This window comes from Bacillus sp. AFS037270 (assembly GCF_002585305.1).
The window spans coordinates 12,095-35,329 of the sequence record NZ_NUNF01000089.1 but is presented as its reverse complement, the minus strand read 5'-3'; the positions used below and the strand labels follow the sequence as shown (position 1 = coordinate 35,329).

Here is a 23,235-nt window from a genome sequence, read left to right as displayed (position 1 = left end):
ATAAACCGTTGTTGACACAACGAACTTTATTTGCTTTACTAGGATTCATTAATACATATAATAGTATTCTAGATGCGTTTTTATTTATTTCAATCTCTAGCCAATCACGTAACGTAATATTATTGATTACCTTCTTTATACTGGCGTTTTTAACTGTAGCATATGAAGGATATGCTTCCATAACTCACCCCAATTATCATTTTTACCATATTAAATAAGAAGCCACTATATTATTTAGTGGCTTCTTATTGTAAAATGGTTAGAATTTTTTAGTTATCCGTTCCTTTTTTAATTGCATTCACAACACCGAAAGAATCTTCACTTGATAAGAATGGGACCTGAGCAAAAATTAAATTAGATTCCCCTGAAAGCCTTGCTGCTAAATGACCCTTATCTAATAATCTTTCCGCACCCTTTTCTCCTAAAGCAATTTCAGAAGTGCCTGAACTTTCTACTTTAAGAATTAATCTGTTACCTAAATTATCTCTTAGCTGGACTGGTAATGCGTCTTTATCAGGCCTTTGTGCAGCAAATATGAGGTGAATTCCAGCTGCCCTTGCTTTTACACCTAATCTCTGAACAGATGAAGAAACAGTATTTTTATATTCATCTACTAGCATCCAATCAGCAAATTCATCATGTATCAAAAATATTAAAGGCATTTTCTGACCTTTAGGGGCTTTCTTATTATATTCCTTAATATTTGGAACTTTATTTTCTCTAAATGTCAGATAACGACTTTCCATCTCAGTAACTAATGATTCTAAGACTGTAGCAGCTTTATCTTGTTCAATAATTATGCCCTCTGTTAAGTGTGGTAAGTCCTCTAAGCTTTGGTAATCAACACCAAATTTTGGATCTATTAAATAAACCTGAGCCATTTCTTTTGAATTTGTAGCACAAATATCAAGAATAAGGTTTTGTAGCAATATAGACTTACCACTTCCAGTAGCACCTGCTATAAGAGTATGAGGTGCGTGTTGTTGTAAGCCTTCAAACGCTCCACCAAGGTTCAAATAAAGTAATTCCCCATCCACTTCCTTAACACCTATAAGGAAGTTCATATTCATACCAGGCATGATTTGTTCCACTTTACGTCTCTTCCAAAGATCTCGCAAATAAATAACTTCACGCTCTGGTCTTGCGACAAATACAACTATTTCACCAGGTCTTCCTACCACATTTAATACTTGTAGGGCATGAGTGGTTAATAACTGTGACTTCTTCCTCTCAATGTCCTCAATTTTGAGATTATCAGAACCTTTTAGTCTTATAATTCCTGAGTTAGGTGTTAATCGTGAACCCAATACTTTTGCCTGTAAGTTATATGACATTAAAGCAGTTTTTAATTTGCGTTCTACTTCGTTTAACCATTCCTCAGAACCATTTTCCACCCTTTGTGAAACACTCGTATCTATCCATTCTTCCAAGTTGGATCCTCCCCAAAATTCTGATGGCCCAACTTCAACAGATTCATCATTATCACTTTCTTCTTCTGTTCCTGTAGAAGACTGATTTTGCTCATTATTATTCATATCGTCTGAACGTGTATTTTGTTGATTTTGCTCAGTTTGGCTCTGAAAAGACCCACTTTCATTTTCATCCTCTGCTTCTTCTGAATTACCCTCAGGTGGCAATTCTGCAAGTACAGTTTCCCATGGTCTTTCATCCCCAATTCCATTTCGGATAGGTGTTAACTGCTCATTTTTATTAATTCCTAATACAAGCTCTCTAACTTTTTCTCTATTGTATACCTCTTGATAACACCCTTCTAACTCAGTTATCTGTATTTGTTCACAATCTAAATTACTATCATCGGATGAACTCGACACAAATACATGGGAATAACCTTTTAAATCAATTGGTATATCTCCATTTCTAATCCCTTCCCTCCATTCCTCTAATGACAGGGAAGATTCTTTAGTAAATTCTACACCTTCAACTAGCAAATCACTTATTCTTGCAAGCCAGAGATCCTTGTCTAATCTCGTAGGGCTACCAAAGAGGGCATTATTAATTCTCAATACAGTATCTTTTAATTGTTTTCGAGATATTTTTTTGGAATTTGCTAATCCTTTAATATCAATATACTTGCATTCAGTAATTATCACTTGAAGATAGAAATTACCATTTTCTTCTTTAGGACATAAGGCTAATATATCTGCAATTTGCTCTTCTTTCTTACCTAACCAAGAAGCGTAATCATCTAGGAAGAACCAACCGATTGATTCTGACTGTCCAAGCTCAGATTTAACTAATGCTTTACTCAGTACCACTCCAAGAAGTTCACTAGCGAACTTCCCACGTTTGGCTGCTCTTAAAACAATATCTCCAGATAACATATTAGCTTCATTAATAAATGTTTCTGCAAGTTTTACAAGTTCAGATTCCGATAGGCCAAGATTTAAAGAGCTCAACCTTCTTTTAACTAAAATTTGCAATAGATTCAGTTTTGATTTTGTTGATACTACTAAGTTGGGACCATTTGATTGACTATGCTGATATTTTATAACATTAACACCCTGATTTCTTAATAACCTTTGATCAAGCAATTCATCATAATTAGCAACCCATTCTCCAATTTTATGGGCTTCGTCAAAAATGCTTCTTGTTTCGTCATTTTGAAATGATATCTGTCTTGATGGTAAGTAGTAATTAGCCTGATCATATTCATTAACGTCACACACAGCTTGGATTGCTTTTAAATAAGACCATCCTACTGAAGGTTGGCTAGGACAAACTAAATAAGCTGTGGACTTTAATTCATCCTTTACAGAAGGTCTTCTTCTTGACCATCTTGGAGGATAATGTGTTAATAGATCCGGTATTGCACTCTTCTTTACAGGAGACCAAACAAATTTCGCTTCACGAGATATGACTTCTTGTAAAAACACAATATCTGAAGGCTTCTCTTCATTTAAACCATCTACTGGAGCTGTATCTGCCATTACACCAATTCTAAGCCTAGCCATAAAATCACGTGATATCTCACTAGCAACAAAAGTATCAGCATCTTCATCTGTGCTTTCAACCATCTTCATGTATAGTTCACTAAGTTTCTCTAAGTTACGATGACGTAATACAACTTGGCAACGAATATCGTCATTTTGGTCTCGAAGAGTTGATAAAGAATCCACAATTGCTTTAGGTAATCTTGTAGAATCGCAATTATAGAGAACCACACCTAGATTAGTACTTTCATGTGGCTGCAGCTCAACATATTTTTGAACTAGGTTATATACTTTTGAACTTGCCTCTTTTGGATCTTCATTAGTTTGTAGATTATTAAATTTCCTAACAGGTATCTCCATTAGGCTATACTCATTAACTGAATCCGATATTGACAAAAGTTCTGGCTCTTTACCTCTAAAACTATATGTGACTTCAGGATAATATGGCTGGGTGAAGTCATGCCTTAAATCTGAAAAGAAAAGTTTCGAGTCACCAAAATCAACTTCTTCGGAATCAAGAATCGTTTTAATTAAATTCTTAAACTGAATTGCCTTAATTGCTAATGAAGCTAAACGCATTGGGTGCCAAGGAGCAATAATTGACATTGGTTGATTCCCATTAATATGAACATTACCTAAGTTAAGTATGGGTTGCCATAATTCAACCCTATTTATATCACTTGTAGCATGTAGTTGTAATGACTGAAGAAGTTTATCATATGCATTGCACTGTAATATTAATGATTCTGCTGAAAGCCCTTCTTCTATAAAATCATTTATCGACTGCTTATACTTTTGTGAGAATTGTTCCCAAGCGAATTTAACTTGTGTATATGCAGTTTCTGATAAGCGACCTTCTTCAAAGGCTGTTTTAAGATTCTTATCAAAAAGTTTGCTTATATCGTTATTTGAATTATATTTTGCTATAAGAGACCCTCTATTTTGTCCATACACGGCTTGTAATGTACCGACATCATTTAAAGAGACTCCTTGTAATTTACCTTTTTTACTTATTGGGTTCTTAGGTACTTTGGAAAGAGGAAATGGATGTTTCCTTAGTCTCGACAAATCCTTATGTAGTTCTGCGCCGATTTTATTTGGGTCGCCTTTCCAAATTAATTGAACTTGATGTGAGGGATGGACTTCATCCTCATATTCTAACTCAACATAAAATTTTATCTGAGTAGCATTCTGTGATACCGAGTTATTTTCTTTATATTTGGGTTTACTCTTGGCATCTTCTATAAGCTCATCATAATTGAATAGCCAGTGTACGTCCCAATTCATATTTGGTTGCGTTAATCTATCTAAACCTCTATATCTTGTACAAAAAAATAGGCCAATGTCGGTGTTCAATTCAAGCCATGAACTTTTACTACTTTTTTTATGTGTTTTAATCCTTAATGTTTTTTTACCTGCAATACTTCCACTTTGTGAAAAAAGCCGTTCTATAGCTTCCAATAAGCCAGCAATAAAATCATCTGATTCTATTGGTTTACCATATACAAATCTATCCCACTTTGATTTTAAGGAACGGTTAGCATCCAGTTCTTGACGGTGACTTTCGAAAAACTCCATATCCTCCTCATTAGGTTCAGAACTTGTCCTCTTTGATAGAGTTTCTAAGTAATCGATATCATCTTGTGTAAGGGTATCGGAGTGTTCATCTACTAAATGATCTAGCGTTTGGGTACCTAAATCTACTTTTTTGGCTTTTATTCCAGAGAAAAAAACATAAATATTGTCAAGCTCCCACTCATAATTTGCCAGTTCAGCTGCTTCCTGAGTCCAACCTGATTTTGCCTGAATAAATTTTTCAATAGATTCCTTGGCATGATCAGGAATGTCATCCTCAACCTTTTTATAAGAAGATTGCAAGTCATCATTATCAATTACTTCTCTGTTGGGATATTGTTTAACTAAGTAGCATGCTCGTTTTGTTATTGCAGATTGATAAAGATCTGCCCATCTTTTTTTGTGACCTAAGAATTTATCCGGAATGGCTTCAAAAAATGCTGAATCCCGTGGAAGTCTTAAAGATGGTAAAGCCCATCCTAATGCTGTTATTATTGGTACACTGTCACGAATAATCTTGCCTCTAACTTCAACAACATACTGACTAAAACGCTCTAAGCTATATTCACTAATTGACTGTAAGCCATTTATCGCCTGTTTCCATATTTTTTTCTGTTCGTCTGTAAGAGCTAATCCCGAACTTGCAACGTTAACCCAAATATCTGGATTACTTTTTAAGTCCTTGGCACCAATAGTTGTAATATCTCTTAATGATTGTCCTTGGTCATCGTTAGTGTTTGCCAAAATGATTGCTGGCTTATCTATTGGAGCATTTCTCCAATAAGTTGTTTTTTCTTCAGTAATAATATCTGGTGGTAATTGATACTCCTCTACTAGTTTACTTGGAACTTTAATCTCAATATAGGAGCTTAACTCTGCATCATCTAATATTTCTTTACAAATTCGAGCAACTTGTCTTCCCGTTAATCTATCTAAAAGAAAACGGGCTAAACCCTCAGATTCAAAATCTGTCCTGAAGTTAGACCTGAGGTATTCAGTTGCTACTTTACCGATTAAATCTAACTCATTCATTTAATTTACTCCTCTAACATATGGATTTTCAACATAGGCGCAAGCATCCGATAACCTTTTCAAAAGTCCCATGCTTGATAGTCTCTGTTCAAGTCTAATTGCGTTTTCAGAAAATGCCTCTTGATCTGCATCCCCCTCTTCCCACAAAGACTTAGCTTGACGGTCACCAATTACAAAACCATATTTCTTAAATAGACAATCTAGAAATTCTTGAAACTCCATTTTGGAGCTAACATTACTTAAAACTAGTGCCTTCAATAAAGTATCCGTAGGGGCATACCTTAATCTTCTACTACTTCTTTTTGAAACTAAACCAATTTCTTTTCCCCACACTCTATGGAAATTTTGAACATGTTGTTTATGTCTTATTGCAACTTTTTTTGAGAGCTCTTCTAATAAGCCTTCTGGGGTTGTTGCTGATGCACTTTCTACATCTTTCCAATAGAAAACATTTTCGATTAACCCTTTTGCAGCTTCAAATGGTTCATCAGATAATTCCACTTGTCTCCAAGCATCGGTGTTCTTGATTCCAAATATATACTCTTCAATTGCTTGTTTGGATAGGTTATTGTTTTCTGAGTATGAATTAGCAGCTAAATCCCGTATTATTGTTTTTTGTGGTGCAATAATTTCTAAAACGAAAGATGTTTTTTTATTGTTAACTAATACCTCTTTAGAACGATTTAAAAAATAAATTAATAAATGCAATCCAGTGATATTTACCAAATGAGGAAAAACATCATAGTTTGGCATATTACATTTAAAAAGATTAAGCCAATCTTCTGATAACAAGTCATATTCCGGTAAACTTGCAATTGGTAGATATCCACCATCTCGCGGTTGTCCACCAAACCGTTCAACACTTGGTTGAAGTTTTGCAACAAGTCTATTAAGTGGTGATTTCCCATCGAGTATTTTTTCTCCTAAGTGCCTTAGGATTTCATTTTTGTTAGAACTTCTTGAGAGCATTAAATAAAGCAACTCACCTGTTCGTCCAAAAAATCTTCTATCATTACTAGTACTTGACCCTGTTACTCGGACATCTTCATATAAACAATCTGGGCCATAGGGAAAAATAAACTGAGAACTCCACCTCTTATTATTTTCTCCTTCGATTGTTGTTGTTTGTAGAAATTTAATTATATCTACAAAGTCTTGAAAATTAGGAAAGCTATCTTTTAAATAGGAAAAGTCTGCTGAACCCAATCCACCCTTTTTATCGTTCATTTCTTCAATCCACTTTTTCCATTGTGCACTATTATCATTTTCGTATTCCTTCTCAATTATCTGCATTTGAGGATTATTAAATAAAATATTTCTTAAATACATACGGGAGTAGGCAATATATTTTAGGGTGTTATAATTATCTTCCTGGAATGCCCGACCTTCGTTGTATTCAGATTGAAGAACATTCAAAAATTCCATAAGACATAGCCAGGGTGTTTGTTCATCATAAAGACGATGGCCCCAGATAGCTTCGTCCACCCACATTCTCGGTGAATCAAAACCATTAGGTCGTGGTAATCTATCTATCATTCAAATTCAACCTCCACTGGACGGGTATAGAGCATCCCTTCGTTATTTAATCGAAGGAGTTCTAATACAAGTCGGTCCGAATCATATTCATCAGCGCCTTCTAATTTTCTACGAGCTTCTAGTTGATTTATTAATCTACTTTTAAATGCAAGGAGGTCCTCATAACATTCCCTTGAAAAACTTCCGGGAAGTTCACCTTCAGCTACTCTAGAAATAAACTCATATCTCACTAAATGCAATTTAAGGCTTACTGGTCTTATTTCAGAACTTAAGGACATTTTAACTGATAACAGCGGTTTCCCATTTTCAAGCGTAATATCTACACTCTCTCCTCTACTCGGTCTAACAGATATCTCAGATTCAAAGACTCTACTAATTTTGGATTGTGAATGACTTCCTGAAGTTGATAGAAAAATCTTATCTGTATCCTTAGTAAGTAATCCTGTTGATATTCTGTTTATTCCTTTTACTAACCTGGATAGGATTTTGGGCTGAACCCTTTTTTCATTCCCTAATCTTCGATAAACACTCTCTAGGAACTCTCCGGCATACTTGAAGGTAGTTAGATCCCATATTTTAATTTCTTCTACATCATTATCGTCAACAGAGAAAAATAATCTTTGTCTTTGTGATCTCAATCTACCTATAAATTCCTGGCTTTCTTCTTTATCTACATCGCCCTCTAGGTATGATTTTTGGTGCGCTTTAAATGTTTCATCTGCACCATAATAAGTATCAGATAGCATATATTTATCGTATAAGTTAAATAATTCCGGGTCGTCATTTCCATAAATGAGCATATTATCAATTAGATTATTACTTTCAGTACCAATACCAAAACGATTGAGAATTGAAAATATTTCGGTCTGTTCCCGTCTACGCGGATTCAAATTTTCTCCAAATATATTTCTATAGATACTCGCTTTTGAAGCTGAATTATCTTCTAATATTTTGGGTATTTGATTACAGCTCATCAGTTTATCTTTCGCCTCAGGATGACCTAATATCATATTCGAAACTAATAACAAAAGATGCCTTATTGGTATATGTACTTCATTTAGTTCACACAATTCTAGTAGGTTCGTTAATCTAGATTTAAGAACATTGTTATCATCTGTTCCTTTCAGGCGCTTCCTATTCTCCCAAATAGGACATGTACTTTCTTTGTATAAACAATTTTCACATTCATTCCAACCTGGATGCTCAACTACAGATTTAACAACTTTTTGGAAGGTCCTGGCGGAGTTTGTTCTACTTAAATTTATTAACTGCAAGTTGTAATCAGGGTGCTCTTCCTTTTCATTAACTAATAAATCCTCTATTATTCCCGTTACTTCAGCTACATCATATGTATAATCGGCCTTTTTCCAAGCCTCAATAAGTTGCCCATCGTTTGCCGCAACAAGAAATACTTTATTACCACCATTTTTAATTGAGTCGGCCAAATTATTAATAATGTTTCTATCTTCTTCTGATAATTCACTTAGATCCTTAATAAAGAATATTGTTTTTTCTGGTAATTCCAATGATTTTATTGTGTCCCCATTATCCCAAACTTCCTTTGAACCCCCGAGTGCAGACCAGACTTCTCTACAATAGAATGTTTTCCCATCTCCAGCGGTTCCTGTAAGGATGACAGTCTTTGGATAACCTGAATTAAAATTTTCTATTAAATGTGGCAAGTATTCAGGTTCTACCTTAATCGGTTCCATTCCTTTTTTTTGTATAGAACGTTGGATAGCTTCGTCATACATATTATCATTCCTTGGTATTGGACCATATTGCCTAAGAAAGTTTATCCAACTTGACTGATATGTTGTCACGTTTGGGCCCCCTTTTTCCTTTTACTCTCGTATATTATTATTCTAACCATATTTTAACATATAAAACACTTATTCTTTATATAAAAAAAATAGACCTAGATATTTTATATCTAGGTCTACAAGCTCATACTTGGCCATATTTCCTATGCATAATGACATACACAAGGTACGTCATTTTCCTCAACAAGTTTTCTTGCTATCTCTGAATCAAGTCCTAATTCTTTTCTGTATTCTTCCAGTGTATAAGGTTTTCCATTTCTCTTAAGGATGGTAACATCGCCCAATTGCTCCCGTAATCTTTTTTCCATATTTTCTTGTTCAATATATACACTTGGCCATGTTTCATATAAATGTTTGTAATGATTAAATCCGCCTCTTACACAACGTCCACCACAGTTGGCATGAGAGAACCCTAGCTGATACATCTCAGGTAGTTTTATGTTCCAATCTTCTGTGATGATTCTCTTTATTTCATCATCGGATATATTACTTTCGTATAAAGGGAACACTGTTTTTATTGGCTGCTCTTCTCCGTCTCGAGGCATTAAAAAATGGCTATATAAAGCTTCTATTCCCTCTCTTCTACGCTTCTCATGTTTACCTATCCCAAAATAAAGAACGGGTTCATATCCTTGATCACGCAAATCTTCAAGGTAAATCATAGTTTGACGTACTTTTAATTCAGAAGAACATTTAGCAAGTCTTGAATTTCCCAAAAATCGAGTTTCTTCAAAAACTTCCTCAGGAGTCCTTCCATCCCTTACCGTTTCTATTTCTATTCCAATTTCCTCAGCCACTTCTACCATAAATCTTTTATTATCTTTATGTTCCCATAAGGTATCTGTAAAAAACAATTTTGATTTTTCTTTTCCATGCTTTTGAGTCATTAAATATGCAACATATGAACTTGCTGCACCTCCGCTAAACATCGCTATATAAATAGGTTCTCTCCCGTACATGCAAACCATCCCTTTTATTATCTGTTTTCCTTATAGAGATCGACTAAAACCCTAAATACCACTGCTATTATTTCCTCATTGGGTAGTTTTCTGCCCATTAATTCTAAATCAGTTTTCATGTTCGAGTAAATTAATTTCCCTTTTGATGAAAGATCAACCTTTGGTATCGCCATAATTTCATTTTCAATTTTGACTTCGTAATATTGGTCCTTCAAATCTGTACTACTGTCAATTTTTATTAGAGAATTGATGGTTTTAAAGAATACCTCGTCAGTAGCATCTGACCATTCCTCTCTTTTAACACCGACTAACTCAAAAGATAAAATATCTACCCAATTTTCGCTATTTGACTTCAGAATTAGGTTATTTAATTTGTTGTCTACTTTTTCAAATTCGGTTTTTTTCTGTATTGAGTCTAATAGTTCATCGAAAGAATTAACACCAGTTAAATTAAAAATTGTCGTTTCTATTAACCCTTTATGATTATCGTAATAATTTTCACTTTCATTTTTTATAAGTTTAATGGAATTTTTATCTATATCCAACTCATAAAGTGAATCAAGAGCAACGTCTGGTTCAAATTCGCCTTTCTTGATCAACTGCTTAAATAATAAGGCTTTCTTAGATAACTTATTAGTTTTCTGAGTGATTTTAGGTAAACTTCTGAACCACTTTGATAAAATTCTGTTAGTTCGAACAGATGAATGAAAAGATGCGTCACTTTCATCTATATATAACTCGAAACATTCATCAATATCTTTAATAACTTCTTTGTATTTATCATTAAGTGACTGATATGAGAATGAATAGTTCTCCGGTTTATCTAACATTCTATCGAATAATATATCCCCATCCATGTCATTAATATAGGACCCATCCTTATGGTAAAACATTAAATTTTTCCATTCCTGTTTTAATACAGATGTTAGTAATACTGGAATGTTAGGTTCCCTAATACCAAAAGGCTTGTCCTTAAATACAGCTAGAAGTGTTGTGAAATCCCCTTGACCTAACTTAAGTTGATTCATCAGGTTTAATCTAAGTTCAGATATTTCTTCTGTCTCATTCGCCTCATTAATTTTGTTATTTTTCACTATTGAAGCATATATTAATTTAGAAGGCCCTTTTAATTCATTAACATTACTTTTAATCCCTATAATTGCATCTACTACCTCTTTAGCTGCTTTTAATTGTTGTTTAGAGATATTTCTTCGATTAAAAGATTCATTATTTATTTTTGGAGTTTTACCAAAAATATCCCACATAATGTTAGATAAGTTCTCGCTAAGAGAAATTTTGCTTTTAATTTTTAAGTCTTTACCATTATGAAACCAGTAGGATTTTTTAAAATGAGTTATAAGTTCTAAAGTTTCTTTTATTGTAAATAAGGTATTTTCTTTAATTTTTAATAGTTCTTCTTCAACAATTAAGTCTTCATTTAGGAAATATTTATCTTCAAGCAACTTCTCAATTGAAACTAGTTTCGATAAATTATCATCTATATTAAGCAATTCTTGATAAGGTAAAACAAATAAGGTTGTTTGATCCTTCTTTGTTAGCTCTAAAATCAAATTTTTAGTGTCTTCAATTTCTTTGTCTGGTATTACATAGAAAATGTTCATATCCGAACTCTTATCTACATTTGGACTATTTGTGCTAAATTCTAAAGTTAGATCACTAGCATAAACCGGATAAATAGTAGCGAACCTTATCATATTTTTTTCATCATTATATCTTTTAGGATATTCATATCTATTATCTAAAACATTAGATAATAAGGTTAACTTTTGTTTTTTATCTATACCCTCATTTTTAATTTCTTCGATTTTTTTACTAACGTCAATACTGCTTCCTTCAAAAATTTCCCAATTATTATTAAACAAACTATATCTTATAAGTTTTTTACTTTCTAAAAGGCTAGTTATTTTATTGACCTTCAAAACATCCCAGTTTAGGGCAAAAGCCATAAACTCCTTGGTGAGTTTTTGATTATTGCCAAGGTTAGAAATATCCCAAAGCGTTATTAGTTTTAACAATTGCGTTTCAAAATTAGCGGTTGGAGAGTTACCAACCTTTTTTTGAACTCTTAAATACTTATAATAAGACCTTCCAATTAGTGAGTCAGTCATAAATTCTTGAAATGCTGGCTCGAAATAATCAAATAAATTATGAGGATAGTACCATGTTCGTTCTACCTCAAAATATCTCTTCAATCCTCCAACTTCATTGCTCTCTAAGAAAGTGAATAAAGTTCTTTCGTTTTGAGCAACCGCATTAGCCAATCTTGGAAGAGCAAACATCGTAACAGGATGTAGTGGGAAAGAATTCTCTACTATTATTGATTTTTTTTCCCTTCCATTTAATTCAGGAAATAAGTCATATTTAATAATTTCACTTTCAAAATAATAATCCTTATTCCAAAATTCTCTATAATTCTCTGTAACCTGACAAGAAAGCCTAATAAATGTAGCTGGGTCACTGTGAGTGTGATAAATTCTAAAGCGCCCTTGTATTCGTTGAAATTCATTTTGTAATTCTTCTCCATAACTTAGGAAGTACTGTTTTAGGTTTCTATGTGTAATTAGCAGAACATTAAAGTTATTACTTTTATGATGGTCAGCAAGTTCTGCAATATCTTGAATATCTTGCATGGCTTCAACTGTCTCATACTTATCTACACTTTGGAGAAATCTACCAAATTCATCATAAACTAAAAAGAGTCCATAACCTCTACCGTCTAGTTCTTTAAGAATATATGATAAATGCTCATTAAGATCGATATTATAAGAAAGTGTAAATTCAGCTCCCGCAGTTAAGGAAGGATACATTTCTTTGAACCAATCAATTGCAGCTATATCATACTCTTCAATATCACTTAGGAATACATTTAAATCCCATTTTTTTTCTTCCAATAAAATTTGAAACTTTTTATATGTTTCATTAAATTGTTCTCTCCATGTAATTATCTTCGACTTAATCTCATCTACTGTGGAAGGAAGTGTAAAGTTTAAATTAAATTGCTTTAATGATTTGTGTATAGAAGAAATAACTGCCTCACGGAATCTACCTTGCTTACCGTTAATCACCACAGGAATAAACGTTTTATTGTGATTTTGTATTTTTTGTAATAGTTCAATTACTGCACTCTCTTCCGTATTAACCTTATCAAATTTTGCAATAAGTTTGTTTATATCGGTTACCCCAACATTTTTTGAAACAATATTAGAAATCAGCGCACCAATCATTGATTTCCCTGAACCATATGACCCCACCAGTATATGGGATTTTTTATCATAATCTAAAAATCCCTCTAATATTCCTGTAAGACTCTCTATATGAGTAGGTGTAGGGATATAACGGTCTTGTATCCAATAACTTCCTAAATCAAGTTTAATATTTACACTTGTTTTAAATTTACTCTTTAATGGAATCATATTGATGCCCTTTCTTTCCTAATATATTCCTCTTTTAAAAACTCAATTGGGTCTACTTGTTTTACCCTAACTAAATCCAACCTATTTGTTCTGTCAAATTCGAGTGGATATTTAGATTTAGAAACGAGTTGCTCAATTGCCTTAACGATTTCGCTTCTCTGTAAGTTAAAAACTTTTCCCCATAAGTTTTTACTCTTCTCAATTTCATTTATTGAAATTTCATATTGGCCATGTTTCAATAAAACATACATAAGTGCAGTTAATCCAATATCCTCATAGTTTGGAGATTTTTTATATACTCTTCCATTCTTTTCTTCTAATAGATTAAGAGGAGCTAAAGGACTTTGGATAACTTCTTCCGGATCAATTAACTTATTTTTTGAATAGTATTGTTTTATTAAACATTCTAGGTCTCTTTCTAATGTAATCGTAGAGTTTTTAGCATCATAGCTTTTATTTAACCAAGCTATAAAATCATTTAGGGCTTCTTCTTTTTCAAAAGAAGCTTTATCATACACATTAAAAAACCAATACCATGCGGTACAAGGTTCAATATCGTCTACTAGATGGTAATGAATTATACTAGCAGTATCATTAAATTCAATATAAGGATCATAGGCATTAAAAATTTCTCCAAATGCTGATTTTCTATGGACAACTTTATTATCAGCTTCATTTTTCATAGTTTCACAAATTTCAGTTGCAACAATCCAATGTTTTAATGAAGCTACCATATTTGAACCTAATCCAATTAACTCTGATGCATTCTTTTCATAAAAAAATCTATTTTCTAATTCAATTTGTTGTATAGCTTTCCTTAACCAATATGTTCTTAAATAAAAGCTCTGATGTTGACCAAAACCCAATTTTAATCTCTCCTTCATTTCTGGAGACACTTCTCCAGAAAACATCTCTACCTACCTTATAATTATACTGGAGAGATAATTCCAGATAAAGTATAATTAAAAATAAATAGTGTTTGATTTTAGTTAAACAGTGGCAAGGGTATTTGCGGTTAATAAATAGAATATTCAGTCAATTTATAATAGCTGAAGAAATGTAAATAACTTGTTTCAATATCGGGTAAAATACTCTTATGTATTGGCTCTAGCTTTTCCGGTAGCTCACCCTTCTCAATTTCATCAAGGGTTACATAAAAATTTAATTGTCCATTCGTAAAATCATTTTTTGGACTTAATTTTGTAGATCACCTTTCAAATTAGAAATTTTTCTTGCCAGCATTATATGATACGGCATTAAATCACCTCCTATACAACGCATCGAACGTGCGTTCCTACAACTATTATACTGAAAGCAAAGAAAAAATGCCTAGGGGGCCCTTACCCTAGACATAAAATTTCACGGAGTTTTTTGTACCCTATTGCTTTCTCTTATCAAACTTTCAACCTAGTTATCCATGCGTTTAAAAAGACCTTCTCTAACCACATTCCCTTTAGTTCCATATCCGGATTGATTTGATGAATATCTATGAAATACTTGATTTCTTCCATCATTTTTATATACCTTTCATCATAACCGTACCAAGCCTGAATCATATCCCTTGAAACCATCCCCACATGCTCCTCACAAAAGGTTTCAAACGCTAATAGAAAAGCTTGGACCTCACTAACTATTTTCATTACATTAAACCCTTGTACTTTGTAATTAAGCCCTTTTAGGATTTTCATAATAGATATAATTTTGTCGTATTCTAAAAGTTGAATTATAAAGACTGTAACGATATCCCTGGAAGCCTCCATTCTTACTGTATAGGCGTGTTCCGATTCAGAATAGTTAACTATTGGGCATGACTTTACAAGCTTTTCACGTTGTACTTCATCACCATTAACAAATGTCTTGATAACCATTGCAAAACGTTCATCAGCACTTAATTTAGGGTACATCTTTTCGTTCATTTTTTTTAAAGTATTTAAGCTAGCTTTAACACTCATTTATTTGCCCTCCCCTCTAGTTTTTGCACCACTTCCTTGAGTTGTTCAAGTTCTTCTTGTAAGTCTCCCATTTCTATACTTTTTAGCGTTGTATTTGATAAAGCGTTAATGGCCTTTGCTTTCTCATTCGTCATTTCTCCAGTAGTTAATAAGTAATTAATAACCCTGGACAACATTCTCCGAACGTCTTGGGGCCTATTCAACCTTACTTCGTTTTTATACAGTGCAGCCATTTTTTCAATCCTCCCTTAAAAGGCTTAAACTCATACTATCCAGCGATTATGATGGTACATTTTTTAGTAGGCTTTAGTACATTTCGTTAGTAATTGCAAAATGAGGAATTTAGAGGCAAACCTTAACACGGCCTAGAATGGTTGTCATGTTTTCTCTTTTTTATAATATAAACAAGGTATTGATTTACTTTTAGAAGGACAAAATCAAATGTGTTTCCAGTTGCTATTATTTTGTTACTTATTGCTTTGCGCTGGTAGGGATAATAGGTTTCCCTCCATGCTTCCCAACCGCCTTCAATATGTTCAACATAGATGCTGCTTACATTGCTTAAAGTAACAGTGTAAAGTTCTCCCGGAATGGCAACCATAAAGCCAGCTTGCTTGGCTCGGTCATCCCTTTTAAGAATGGATAATATCTCCCTCTTATTGTCTCCTATGCAAGCAATAATTGAATCTGGGAGACATTTGCCTTTTTTGATACGGATATGGTCACCATCAAGTAATAACTCTGCTCCCAGCCGCTCAACTGATTGGATAATACTTACACAGTCCATCAGATAATCAAATCCTCATCATCTTCATTTTCTCCCCCTTGATATTTACCCACATTACCCACATTTGGTTTAATCTCTTGTGGTGTTTGATTTTGTGACGTGGGTACTCCTGCTACACCTTTATACACATTACCCACATTTGATTTATCTCTTCTTGAATTGTGTGTATTGTGTACCAATGTGTATCCATCATCGTCACGATGCTTTTCTCTCTCTGACGGAACTTGTAAACTACTGTGGGTAATGTGGGTACTTTTTTGTCTCTCTAAAAGGTTCGGATTCACTTCAAACAGTGCTTTTCTGCCATCTTTTGTTTGATAGATGAATCCCCGTTCCTCCAATTCCAATAATGTCGCTTTCAGATGCACGGCTTTTTTAAATCGGTTCCTTGTAAGGTTTTGAATGACTCTATATTCAATAACAGTTTTATCCTGCCGCTTAATCACTTCCAGTAGATACTTTGCATCTTGAGTACCTTGATCGGCTCCCATGCAGCCATATGCGGCCTTCGCATGTTCAATAAAGTATCTAGCTAGTTTCTGAGCTTTGATAATTGTTTCTGCTTGTATTTGTTTTGGTATCTCCTCAATGTTAGGCATGTCCATCGGTAAGTCTTGGACATGCTCGGCTACATGGAGTAATCCTGCCAATCGAATAATTTGCCCCGATAATTTACTTCCCCATTCCTTCATCTCTGCCAGTTCGCCACCATCTAAAAACATCTTTTCTATTTCTCCTCTAAACGCTTCTTCCGCTTGTCTTGCATTGTTCTGAAGGGTAAGCTGAACCTCTTCGTCAGCTTTCAGATACATTAACTTTTTGACATTCAACAAATATTGATTCTTTACTTCTGCATCTATTACCCGCGGGGAAATTTTACGATGACCAACCAAAGAGCGCGGGAAGGAAAATAAAAACCTTGGCATTAATCCACGCTCTAAGAAACTTGCTGGAACACTTTGTACCACATGAGGCTGTAAGAAAAGACATATAGTTAAAGCCGGTTCAATTAGGATTATGGTCGCTCTTCCAATCCGATCAACAGCGCAGTAATCACCACTGAACCCTTTTAAAAAAATTTCAAGGTTTGCTTTTCCATCAGAAGAATAACGTCCGGCCATAATGCTAAATATCCCACCACCCTCTGCAGACAGTAAGGCCATTTTTTCGTTATTCTCGGCCATTAAATCTGCAAGTTTTTCCGGTGTAACATCTTCAGTTATAAAACGAGGAAGGGATAACATTATTTGTCCTTCAATCTCATTTGTTAAAGCATAAATTTCGTTTAAGGTGGTTTGGTTCCCATCTTTGGCATATTCCTTTTCAAGATGTTCCAAACGTTTTTGTTTAGCTTTAAGCTTTGCCTTTTGCTCTGATACTTCCTTGGCTAGCCGTTCCCTTTCCTCTTTTTCATAGTGCATTATTGGCTCAAGTAAAGCTTTAAAGACAGAACTTTTCCGATTACCGGGAGGTAGTGCTAAAATCGTATAGGTGTTTAACGATTCGCTCCATTCCCCTGTTAAACAAACATAAAATCGTTTGGTTAATGCTGTGGACAATACGGATATAGCCGCCATTCCCGGTGCATCTATAGGTGTCTGTGTCGATTCCGCTACTCCTTCCACATAATTTCGTAACCATCTTGGAAACACATCGACCGGAAAGGGAGGAAGCATGTAGTCATCAAATTGGATAGGTTCTTGCCATTCTATTTGATACTCCTTTTTACGTTCCGCTTTCCTAACCTCTTTTTCCGCTTCGTATTCGGCCATTAATTCAATGTTAAGACTCACGCTCTTCGCCTCCCTTTTAACCTCTTCAACTCTTTTTTTAAAATACTATGGAATGTGGTGTCTATGACTTCAATAGATTCCGGTGGATCATTTCTCTCATTCCATAAAAGCATTAACTCATAAGCAATTGGGGCCGCTATACCGCATCCTAGTAGGTACCCAGCAAGGGAAGCAGCGGACATGTTCCGCTCTCCCTCACCAACGCCTTGAATCATCTTTACCCAATAGTTGTCTGGTTTCTTTGTAGGCTTATCCTGCACAGGTTCGACTATCATCTGTAACAACCATTCCGGCATATCAGATAATGGTACTTCAAGCGGCCTGCTAGATAACTCCCATTCGTACCTTTTCCCACAAGCATGTAGAGAGGGAGATACTACTATGTAGCCTCCTTCTCCCCTAACATCTAAACCTGGGAATATATTAGCTCGATTTTTGACCTGTCCTGGATTTTTAAATAATATATGGCGCCCGTCTCCGCCTGTAATAGCCTCTATTGTATCTGGAAGTGGCCCATACTGATTTATTAGTAGTTCTAAAGAATCTTCCCCACCATGTCTAGGATCAACATCTAAAACAACAAACCCACTCTCTTTTCCTGTTGCAACGCCTATATTGGCATCCGGCCATTTTCTCCACCACTCAGCTATTAGATTGAGATTGGTTGATGCTGCTTTTAATCCGTTTTTTGTACGAGGGTGCTTACCAGGACTTTGACAATTAGGATTTTGACAGGAACAATAATTTTTGTTTGGTGTATAAAGTGGAAAGACTGGCCAATTTAATTTACTTGCATACGCTAGAGCTGCCTTCCCGTTTGGTGATAAGCAGTTAGTAACCATTTCACACCTCCAAATAAATAATCTCATTTTTTGTTTTTCTTCATTTCAATCCACTTAAGGAAGTCTTCTTTATCAACACGTTTTGATAAACCAATAGTAAAACATCTAATTCCACCAGCTTCTTCACTCATTTGAATAAGTTCATACACTCGGCGTCTTGATATCCCTAAGTAGTCTGCAATATGCTGTGCCGTTAATATGTTAGGAAGGTTTGCCTTTTCCATAAATTACACCCCCAACTCCTGCTTTAATGCTTCAATTATTTTTAAAATCTCTTCCTTTTTCTCCTTGGGTAATTCTTGTCTTAATATAAGGTACAAGGAATTTTCATGAATGCCTAACTTTTCAGCTATGAGCCAATTGGGAACAGAACCCTTAGCCCTTCGAATTTCCTCATTTCTCGAATGATATTTCATGATATCCCTCCTTTGGTATTGATTGGTGATGGTGTTGGTGTTACAATCATTTTATCTACAATTGTTACGTTAAACAAAGAAATTTGTATAATTTATCGTAACAAATAGTAACTTTTTTCAAAATGGAGGGATTTTAATGTTTAACTATTATCCGTTGTCTCATAGTTCAACAATTGACGTATATCCAATAGAACTTGTGGCGGTAGACAGCATCGTAGTTGAAGAGGAGAATTTGGGGCCTGGCTCCGAAGAAATCTTAAATGAGAGTATAAATAATTGGAGAAAAGCTTTAGGAGGAAATTTTTCATTTGCATTGAGAATTGCTGGAAGAGAAAGGGACTCCCATCAGATATTTTTTAATAATAATGGTTTAATGGAGGAATTCTCCAGTTTAAAAACCCTTAAAGATATAGAAACATTTTCAATGAAGTATGGTCTATTAGGTATTCAACATCCCGAAAGTGCACAAGTAAATTCTCTTTCTCCGGCAGTTAAATTCACCTTGCAACCATCATTCATTTTCAATAATTATGGTTTCAGTGTTTTTGAGCCTATCCAAGTATGGCAATGGCATATTAATCAAGTTCATAAAATTTTGAGATTATATCATGCAGTGAGAAAAGTAAGTTCTGATGAACTGATATATGAAATAGTTGAAATTAAAATGCGGAAAGGGATGGTTTATATTCTAGCTGAAGATAAGGAGGTAACAGACCGTTATTTTGTCCATTGGAGGGATGGGGAAGAAATTCTAATGTTACCCGAAAGCTTTGAGGATAAGCCCTTGCTGGAAATTGCCCAATATACACTTGCAAAAATATTGGAATCACATTTATCCGGTGGGATCAATTTATCTGTAGGAGACCTTATCTCCAATCCTACAACAAAGGGATTTATGATTACAGAACAGAGATACACTAGATATTTGCTTGCCGCAGTTTATTATGATTTATGGCAAACAATCAACGATTCTAAAAATGTATTCCTCTGTGAAAATAAGAATTGCCGATTACCTCTTATAAAATCCGGGCGCAAAAAATACTGTAATGAGGCATGTAAACAAGAAGCATATCGAATACGTATATCAGAAAAAGAAGGGGAGGAATAGGAAATGCATATATATAAACCACGTTGCAAATGCGAGGGTAAAAAATGTAAATGTGGTGCAAGTTGGGCATACATTGTGGATGTAGGTAAAGACCCAAAAACCGGGAAACGAAAACAAAAGAAAAAAAGCGGTTTCCGGACTAAAAAAGAGGCGGAAGCCGCTGCCGCTATCATTAATAATGAAATAAATCAAGGCCTCTATATTGAAGAGAGCGATGTGACATTTGAGGACTTTGCCTACGAATGGTTATCTCTTTATGAAGGAACTGGTATTGTAAAAGAAAGCACTGTACGAATTCGAAAACACGAAATCAAACGGTTATATGACTATTTTGCGAAGCTAAAATTAAAAGACATCACCCGAAGACAATACCAGAACGCCTTAAACGACTTAAAGAAAAGAGGATATGCCCAAAATACAATTGAGGGTGCACATCGTACTGGCAGAATGATCTTTAAAAAAGCTGTTGAATTAGAGATACTTAAAAAAGACCCGACAGAGTATACTCAGGTTCCTAGACAGCAAATAACCATTGCGGAGTTGGAAGAACAAAATGGTTTACCTAACTATTTAGAGAAAAAGGAACTAAAGCACTTCCTTAATATAGCTAAAAAATTTGGATTAGACCAAGATTATCCAATTTTCTTATTAATGGCATATACTGGTCTACGTGCAGGTGAACTGTGCGCTCTTAAATGGCGTGATATTGATTTTGAAGCACACACGATAAGCATCTCAAAAACATATTACAATCCCACTAACAATAAAAAAGAATATAAGCTGTTAACACCTAAAACCCCAACATCAGTACGTATAATTGATATTGATGAGATTGTGATTAATGAACTAAGTAAGCATAAGGTAGTTCAAAAACAAACAATGATGAAATATCGTGATATCTACCATAGTGAAGATTTTGTTTTTGCGAGTATTGATGAGGATCTACCCGGTTACCCGCTCTACATTAAAAAGATAGAGAACCGAATGAGACGCTTGTTAAAAATAGCAGAATTAAATCCTGAACATACACCCCATTCATTACGCCATACACATACCTCCCTATTAGCTGAGGCTGGGGTAAGTCTTCCCCAAATAATGGAACGATTAGGACACAAGGATGAAGACACAACTAAAAATGTTTATTTACATGTGACAAAAGAAATGAAAAAAGAGGCTTCCCAAAAGTTCAAAGAACTCATGGAAAACCTCTAATTTAAACCCATATTCAAGAAAATGTTACTCTTTTGTTACCCTTATGGTATTTTCAGAGTATATTAAGGTCCGAAAACCCCTTATTTATGGGTTTTAGGGAGCATGAATTACATCATGCCGCCCATTCCGCCCATGCCGCCCATGTCAGGCATTCCAGCAGCACCAGCAGGTTCTGGCTTGTCAGCAACAACTGCTTCAGTTGTTAAGAACATAGCTGCAACAGATGCTGCGTTTTGAAGAGCAGAACGAGTAACCTTAGTTGGATCAACGATACCAGCTTGAATCATGTTTACCCATTCGCCATTAGCAGCGTTGAAGCCTGTGCCAACTTCTTCACGCTTTAAGCGGTCAACAATAACAGATCCTTCAAGACCAGCATTGTGAGCGATTGTGCGAACTGGCTCTTCCATTGCACGTAGAACAATGTTAATACCTGTTGCTACATCGCCTTCTTCTTGAAGCTGAGCAACTTTGCTATATACGTTAAGAAGGGCTACACCACCACCGGATACGATACCTTCTTCAACAGCAGCACGAGTTGAGTTCAATGCATCTTCGATACGAAGTTTGCGCTCTTTTAATTCAGTTTCAGTAGCCGCACCAACTTTGATTACTGCTACACCGCCAGCTAACTTAGCTAGGCGCTCTTGTAATTTTTCACGGTCAAATTCAGAAGTAGTTTCTTCTAATTGAGAACGGATTTGATTTACACGAGCTTGGATATCTTCAGTTGCACCAGCACCTTCAACGATTGTTGTATTTTCTTTTGTTACAACAACTTTAGCTGCACGGCCTAAAGAAGAGATCGTTGCAGACTTAAGGTCACGGCCAAGCTCTTCAGTGATCACTTCACCGCCAGTTAATGCAGCGATATCTTCAAGCATCGCTTTACGACGGTCACCAAAGCCAGGAGCTTTAACAGCAACAGCATTGAATGTTCCGCGAAGTTTGTTTACTACTAATGTAGATAATGCTTCACCTTCGATATCTTCAGCAACTAGTAATAATGGCTTGCCTTGTTGTACTACTTGCTCAAGTACTGGAAGGATTTCTTGAATGCTAGAAATCTTCTTGTCAGTGATTAAGATATATGGATTATCTAGAACAGCTTCCATTTTGTCAGTGTTCGTTACCATGTATGCAGAAACATATCCACGGTCAAATTGCATACCTTCAACAACATCTAACTCAGTTGTGAAACCTTTAGATTCCTCGATTGTGATAACGCCGTCGTTACCAACGCGCTCCATTGCTTCTGCAATCAACTGACCAACTTCTTCGTCAGCAGATGAGATAGCAGCAACTTGTGCGATTGAAGCTTTGTTTTCGATTGGTTTAGAAATCGCTTTTAATTCTTCAACTGCTGTAGCAACAGCTTTCTCGATTCCCTTGCGGATACCCATTGGGTTCGCACCAGCTGTAACGTTCTTTAAGCCTTCACGAATCATTGCTTGAGCAAGAACAGTTGCAGTTGTTGTTCCGTCACCGGCAACATCATTTGTTTTGCTAGCTACTTCAGCAACTAATTTAGCACCCATGTTTTCGAATGCATCTTCTAATTCGATTTCTTTTGCAATCGTTACACCGTCATTTGTGATAAGCGGAGAACCGAATTTTTTCTCAAGAACCACGTTGCGTCCTTTAGGTCCAAGAGTCACTTTTACTGCATTTGCAAGAGCATCAACACCACGAAGCATTGCGCGGCGTGCATCTTCACTAAACATAATTTCTTTAGCCATTGTAAAAAAACCTCCTCGTATTTTTTACTCTGAATCTATTCTTTGAACTTCAATACCTTTTCAAGGGTCAAGTTCT

General features: G+C 35.1%; 17 protein-coding genes. 2 read left to right on the top strand and 15 right to left on the bottom strand.

Features of this window, described 5'->3' with window-relative positions; all coding sequences use genetic code 11:
- The 14 genes from COD92_RS32555 to COD92_RS29205 all read right to left on the bottom strand — a co-directional run.
- The coding region (locus COD92_RS32555; protein ID WP_218014493.1) for a hypothetical protein at positions 1–181 on the bottom strand (181 nt) is incomplete at its 3' end.
- A gap of 88 nt (positions 182–269) precedes the next feature.
- Positions 270–5,558: an FtsK/SpoIIIE domain-containing protein gene (locus tag COD92_RS29265; protein ID WP_098996784.1), complete on the bottom strand. Its 5,289-nt coding sequence runs from the start codon at positions 5,556–5,558 to the stop codon at positions 270–272.
- Entirely contained in the window at positions 5,559–7,094 is a 1,536-nt protein-coding gene (locus tag COD92_RS29260) for a methylation-associated defense system protein MAD7 family protein (RefSeq protein WP_098996783.1), read from the bottom strand.
- The gene (locus COD92_RS29255; protein ID WP_098996782.1) at positions 7,091–8,917 is read right to left on the bottom strand and encodes a hypothetical protein; all 1,827 of its coding nucleotides are present in this window, start codon (positions 8,915–8,917) and stop codon (positions 7,091–7,093) included. Before COD92_RS29255 ends, COD92_RS29260 begins: the two co-directional genes overlap by 4 nt.
- Before the next feature lie 143 nt (positions 8,918–9,060).
- Positions 9,061–9,846: a phosphoadenosine phosphosulfate reductase domain-containing protein gene (locus COD92_RS29250; protein WP_255295310.1), complete on the bottom strand. Its 786-nt coding sequence runs from the start codon at positions 9,844–9,846 to the stop codon at positions 9,061–9,063.
- 47 nt (positions 9,847–9,893) lie between these two features.
- A complete protein-coding gene (locus COD92_RS29245; protein WP_098996780.1) occupies positions 9,894–13,310 on the bottom strand; it encodes a hypothetical protein in 3,417 nt (1,138 codons plus the stop codon).
- Positions 13,307–14,221 (bottom strand): DUF4007 family protein, encoded by a 915-nt coding sequence (locus COD92_RS29240; RefSeq protein WP_098996779.1) that lies wholly within the window; start codon positions 14,219–14,221, stop codon positions 13,307–13,309. Before COD92_RS29240 ends, COD92_RS29245 begins: the two co-directional genes overlap by 4 nt.
- Before the next feature lie 483 nt (positions 14,222–14,704).
- Positions 14,705–15,262 carry a hypothetical protein gene (locus COD92_RS29235; RefSeq protein WP_098996778.1) on the bottom strand — a complete coding sequence of 186 codons (558 nt, stop codon included), beginning with the start codon at positions 15,260–15,262 and terminating at the stop codon, positions 14,705–14,707.
- Positions 15,259–15,495, bottom strand: coding sequence for a hypothetical protein (locus COD92_RS29230; protein WP_098996777.1), 237 nt, complete (start codon positions 15,493–15,495; stop codon positions 15,259–15,261). Before COD92_RS29230 ends, COD92_RS29235 begins: the two co-directional genes overlap by 4 nt.
- 122 nt (positions 15,496–15,617) lie before the next feature.
- Complete coding sequence (locus COD92_RS29225) at positions 15,618–16,049, bottom strand: hypothetical protein (protein WP_255295309.1); 432 nt, start codon at positions 16,047–16,049, stop codon at positions 15,618–15,620.
- On the bottom strand, positions 16,049–17,842 hold the full coding sequence (locus COD92_RS29220) for a YfjI family protein (RefSeq protein ID WP_098996776.1): 1,794 nt from the start codon (positions 17,840–17,842) through the stop codon (positions 16,049–16,051). Before COD92_RS29220 ends, COD92_RS29225 begins: the two co-directional genes overlap by 1 nt.
- Positions 17,839–18,684, bottom strand: coding sequence for a bifunctional DNA primase/polymerase (locus tag COD92_RS29215; RefSeq protein ID WP_176550495.1), 846 nt, complete (start codon positions 18,682–18,684; stop codon positions 17,839–17,841). The genes COD92_RS29220 and COD92_RS29215 overlap by 4 nt, the downstream gene beginning before the upstream one ends.
- A 23-nt stretch (positions 18,685–18,707) precedes the next feature.
- Entirely contained in the window at positions 18,708–18,908 is a 201-nt protein-coding gene (locus tag COD92_RS29210; protein WP_098996774.1) for a helix-turn-helix domain-containing protein, read from the bottom strand.
- A gap of 3 nt (positions 18,909–18,911) precedes the next feature.
- Complete coding sequence (locus COD92_RS29205) at positions 18,912–19,100, bottom strand: hypothetical protein (RefSeq protein WP_098996773.1); 189 nt, start codon at positions 19,098–19,100, stop codon at positions 18,912–18,914.
- Positions 19,101–19,236: 136 nt separating this feature from the next.
- On the opposite strand from COD92_RS29205, the gene COD92_RS29200 reads away from it, so the two are divergent.
- Both COD92_RS29200 and COD92_RS29195 read left to right on the top strand, forming a co-directional pair.
- Positions 19,237–20,208: a hypothetical protein gene (locus COD92_RS29200; protein ID WP_098996772.1), complete on the top strand. Its 972-nt coding sequence runs from the start codon at positions 19,237–19,239 to the stop codon at positions 20,206–20,208.
- Positions 20,209–20,211: 3 nt separating this feature from the next.
- Complete coding sequence (locus COD92_RS29195) at positions 20,212–21,420, top strand: tyrosine-type recombinase/integrase (RefSeq protein WP_098996771.1); 1,209 nt, start codon at positions 20,212–20,214, stop codon at positions 21,418–21,420.
- Between the two features lie 107 nt (positions 21,421–21,527).
- Here COD92_RS29195 and groL read toward each other — a convergent pair whose 3' ends face one another.
- Positions 21,528–23,159 (bottom strand): chaperonin GroEL, encoded by a 1,632-nt coding sequence (gene groL, locus COD92_RS29190; protein WP_098529499.1) that lies wholly within the window; start codon positions 23,157–23,159, stop codon positions 21,528–21,530.
- Positions 23,160–23,235 lie beyond the last annotated feature (76 nt).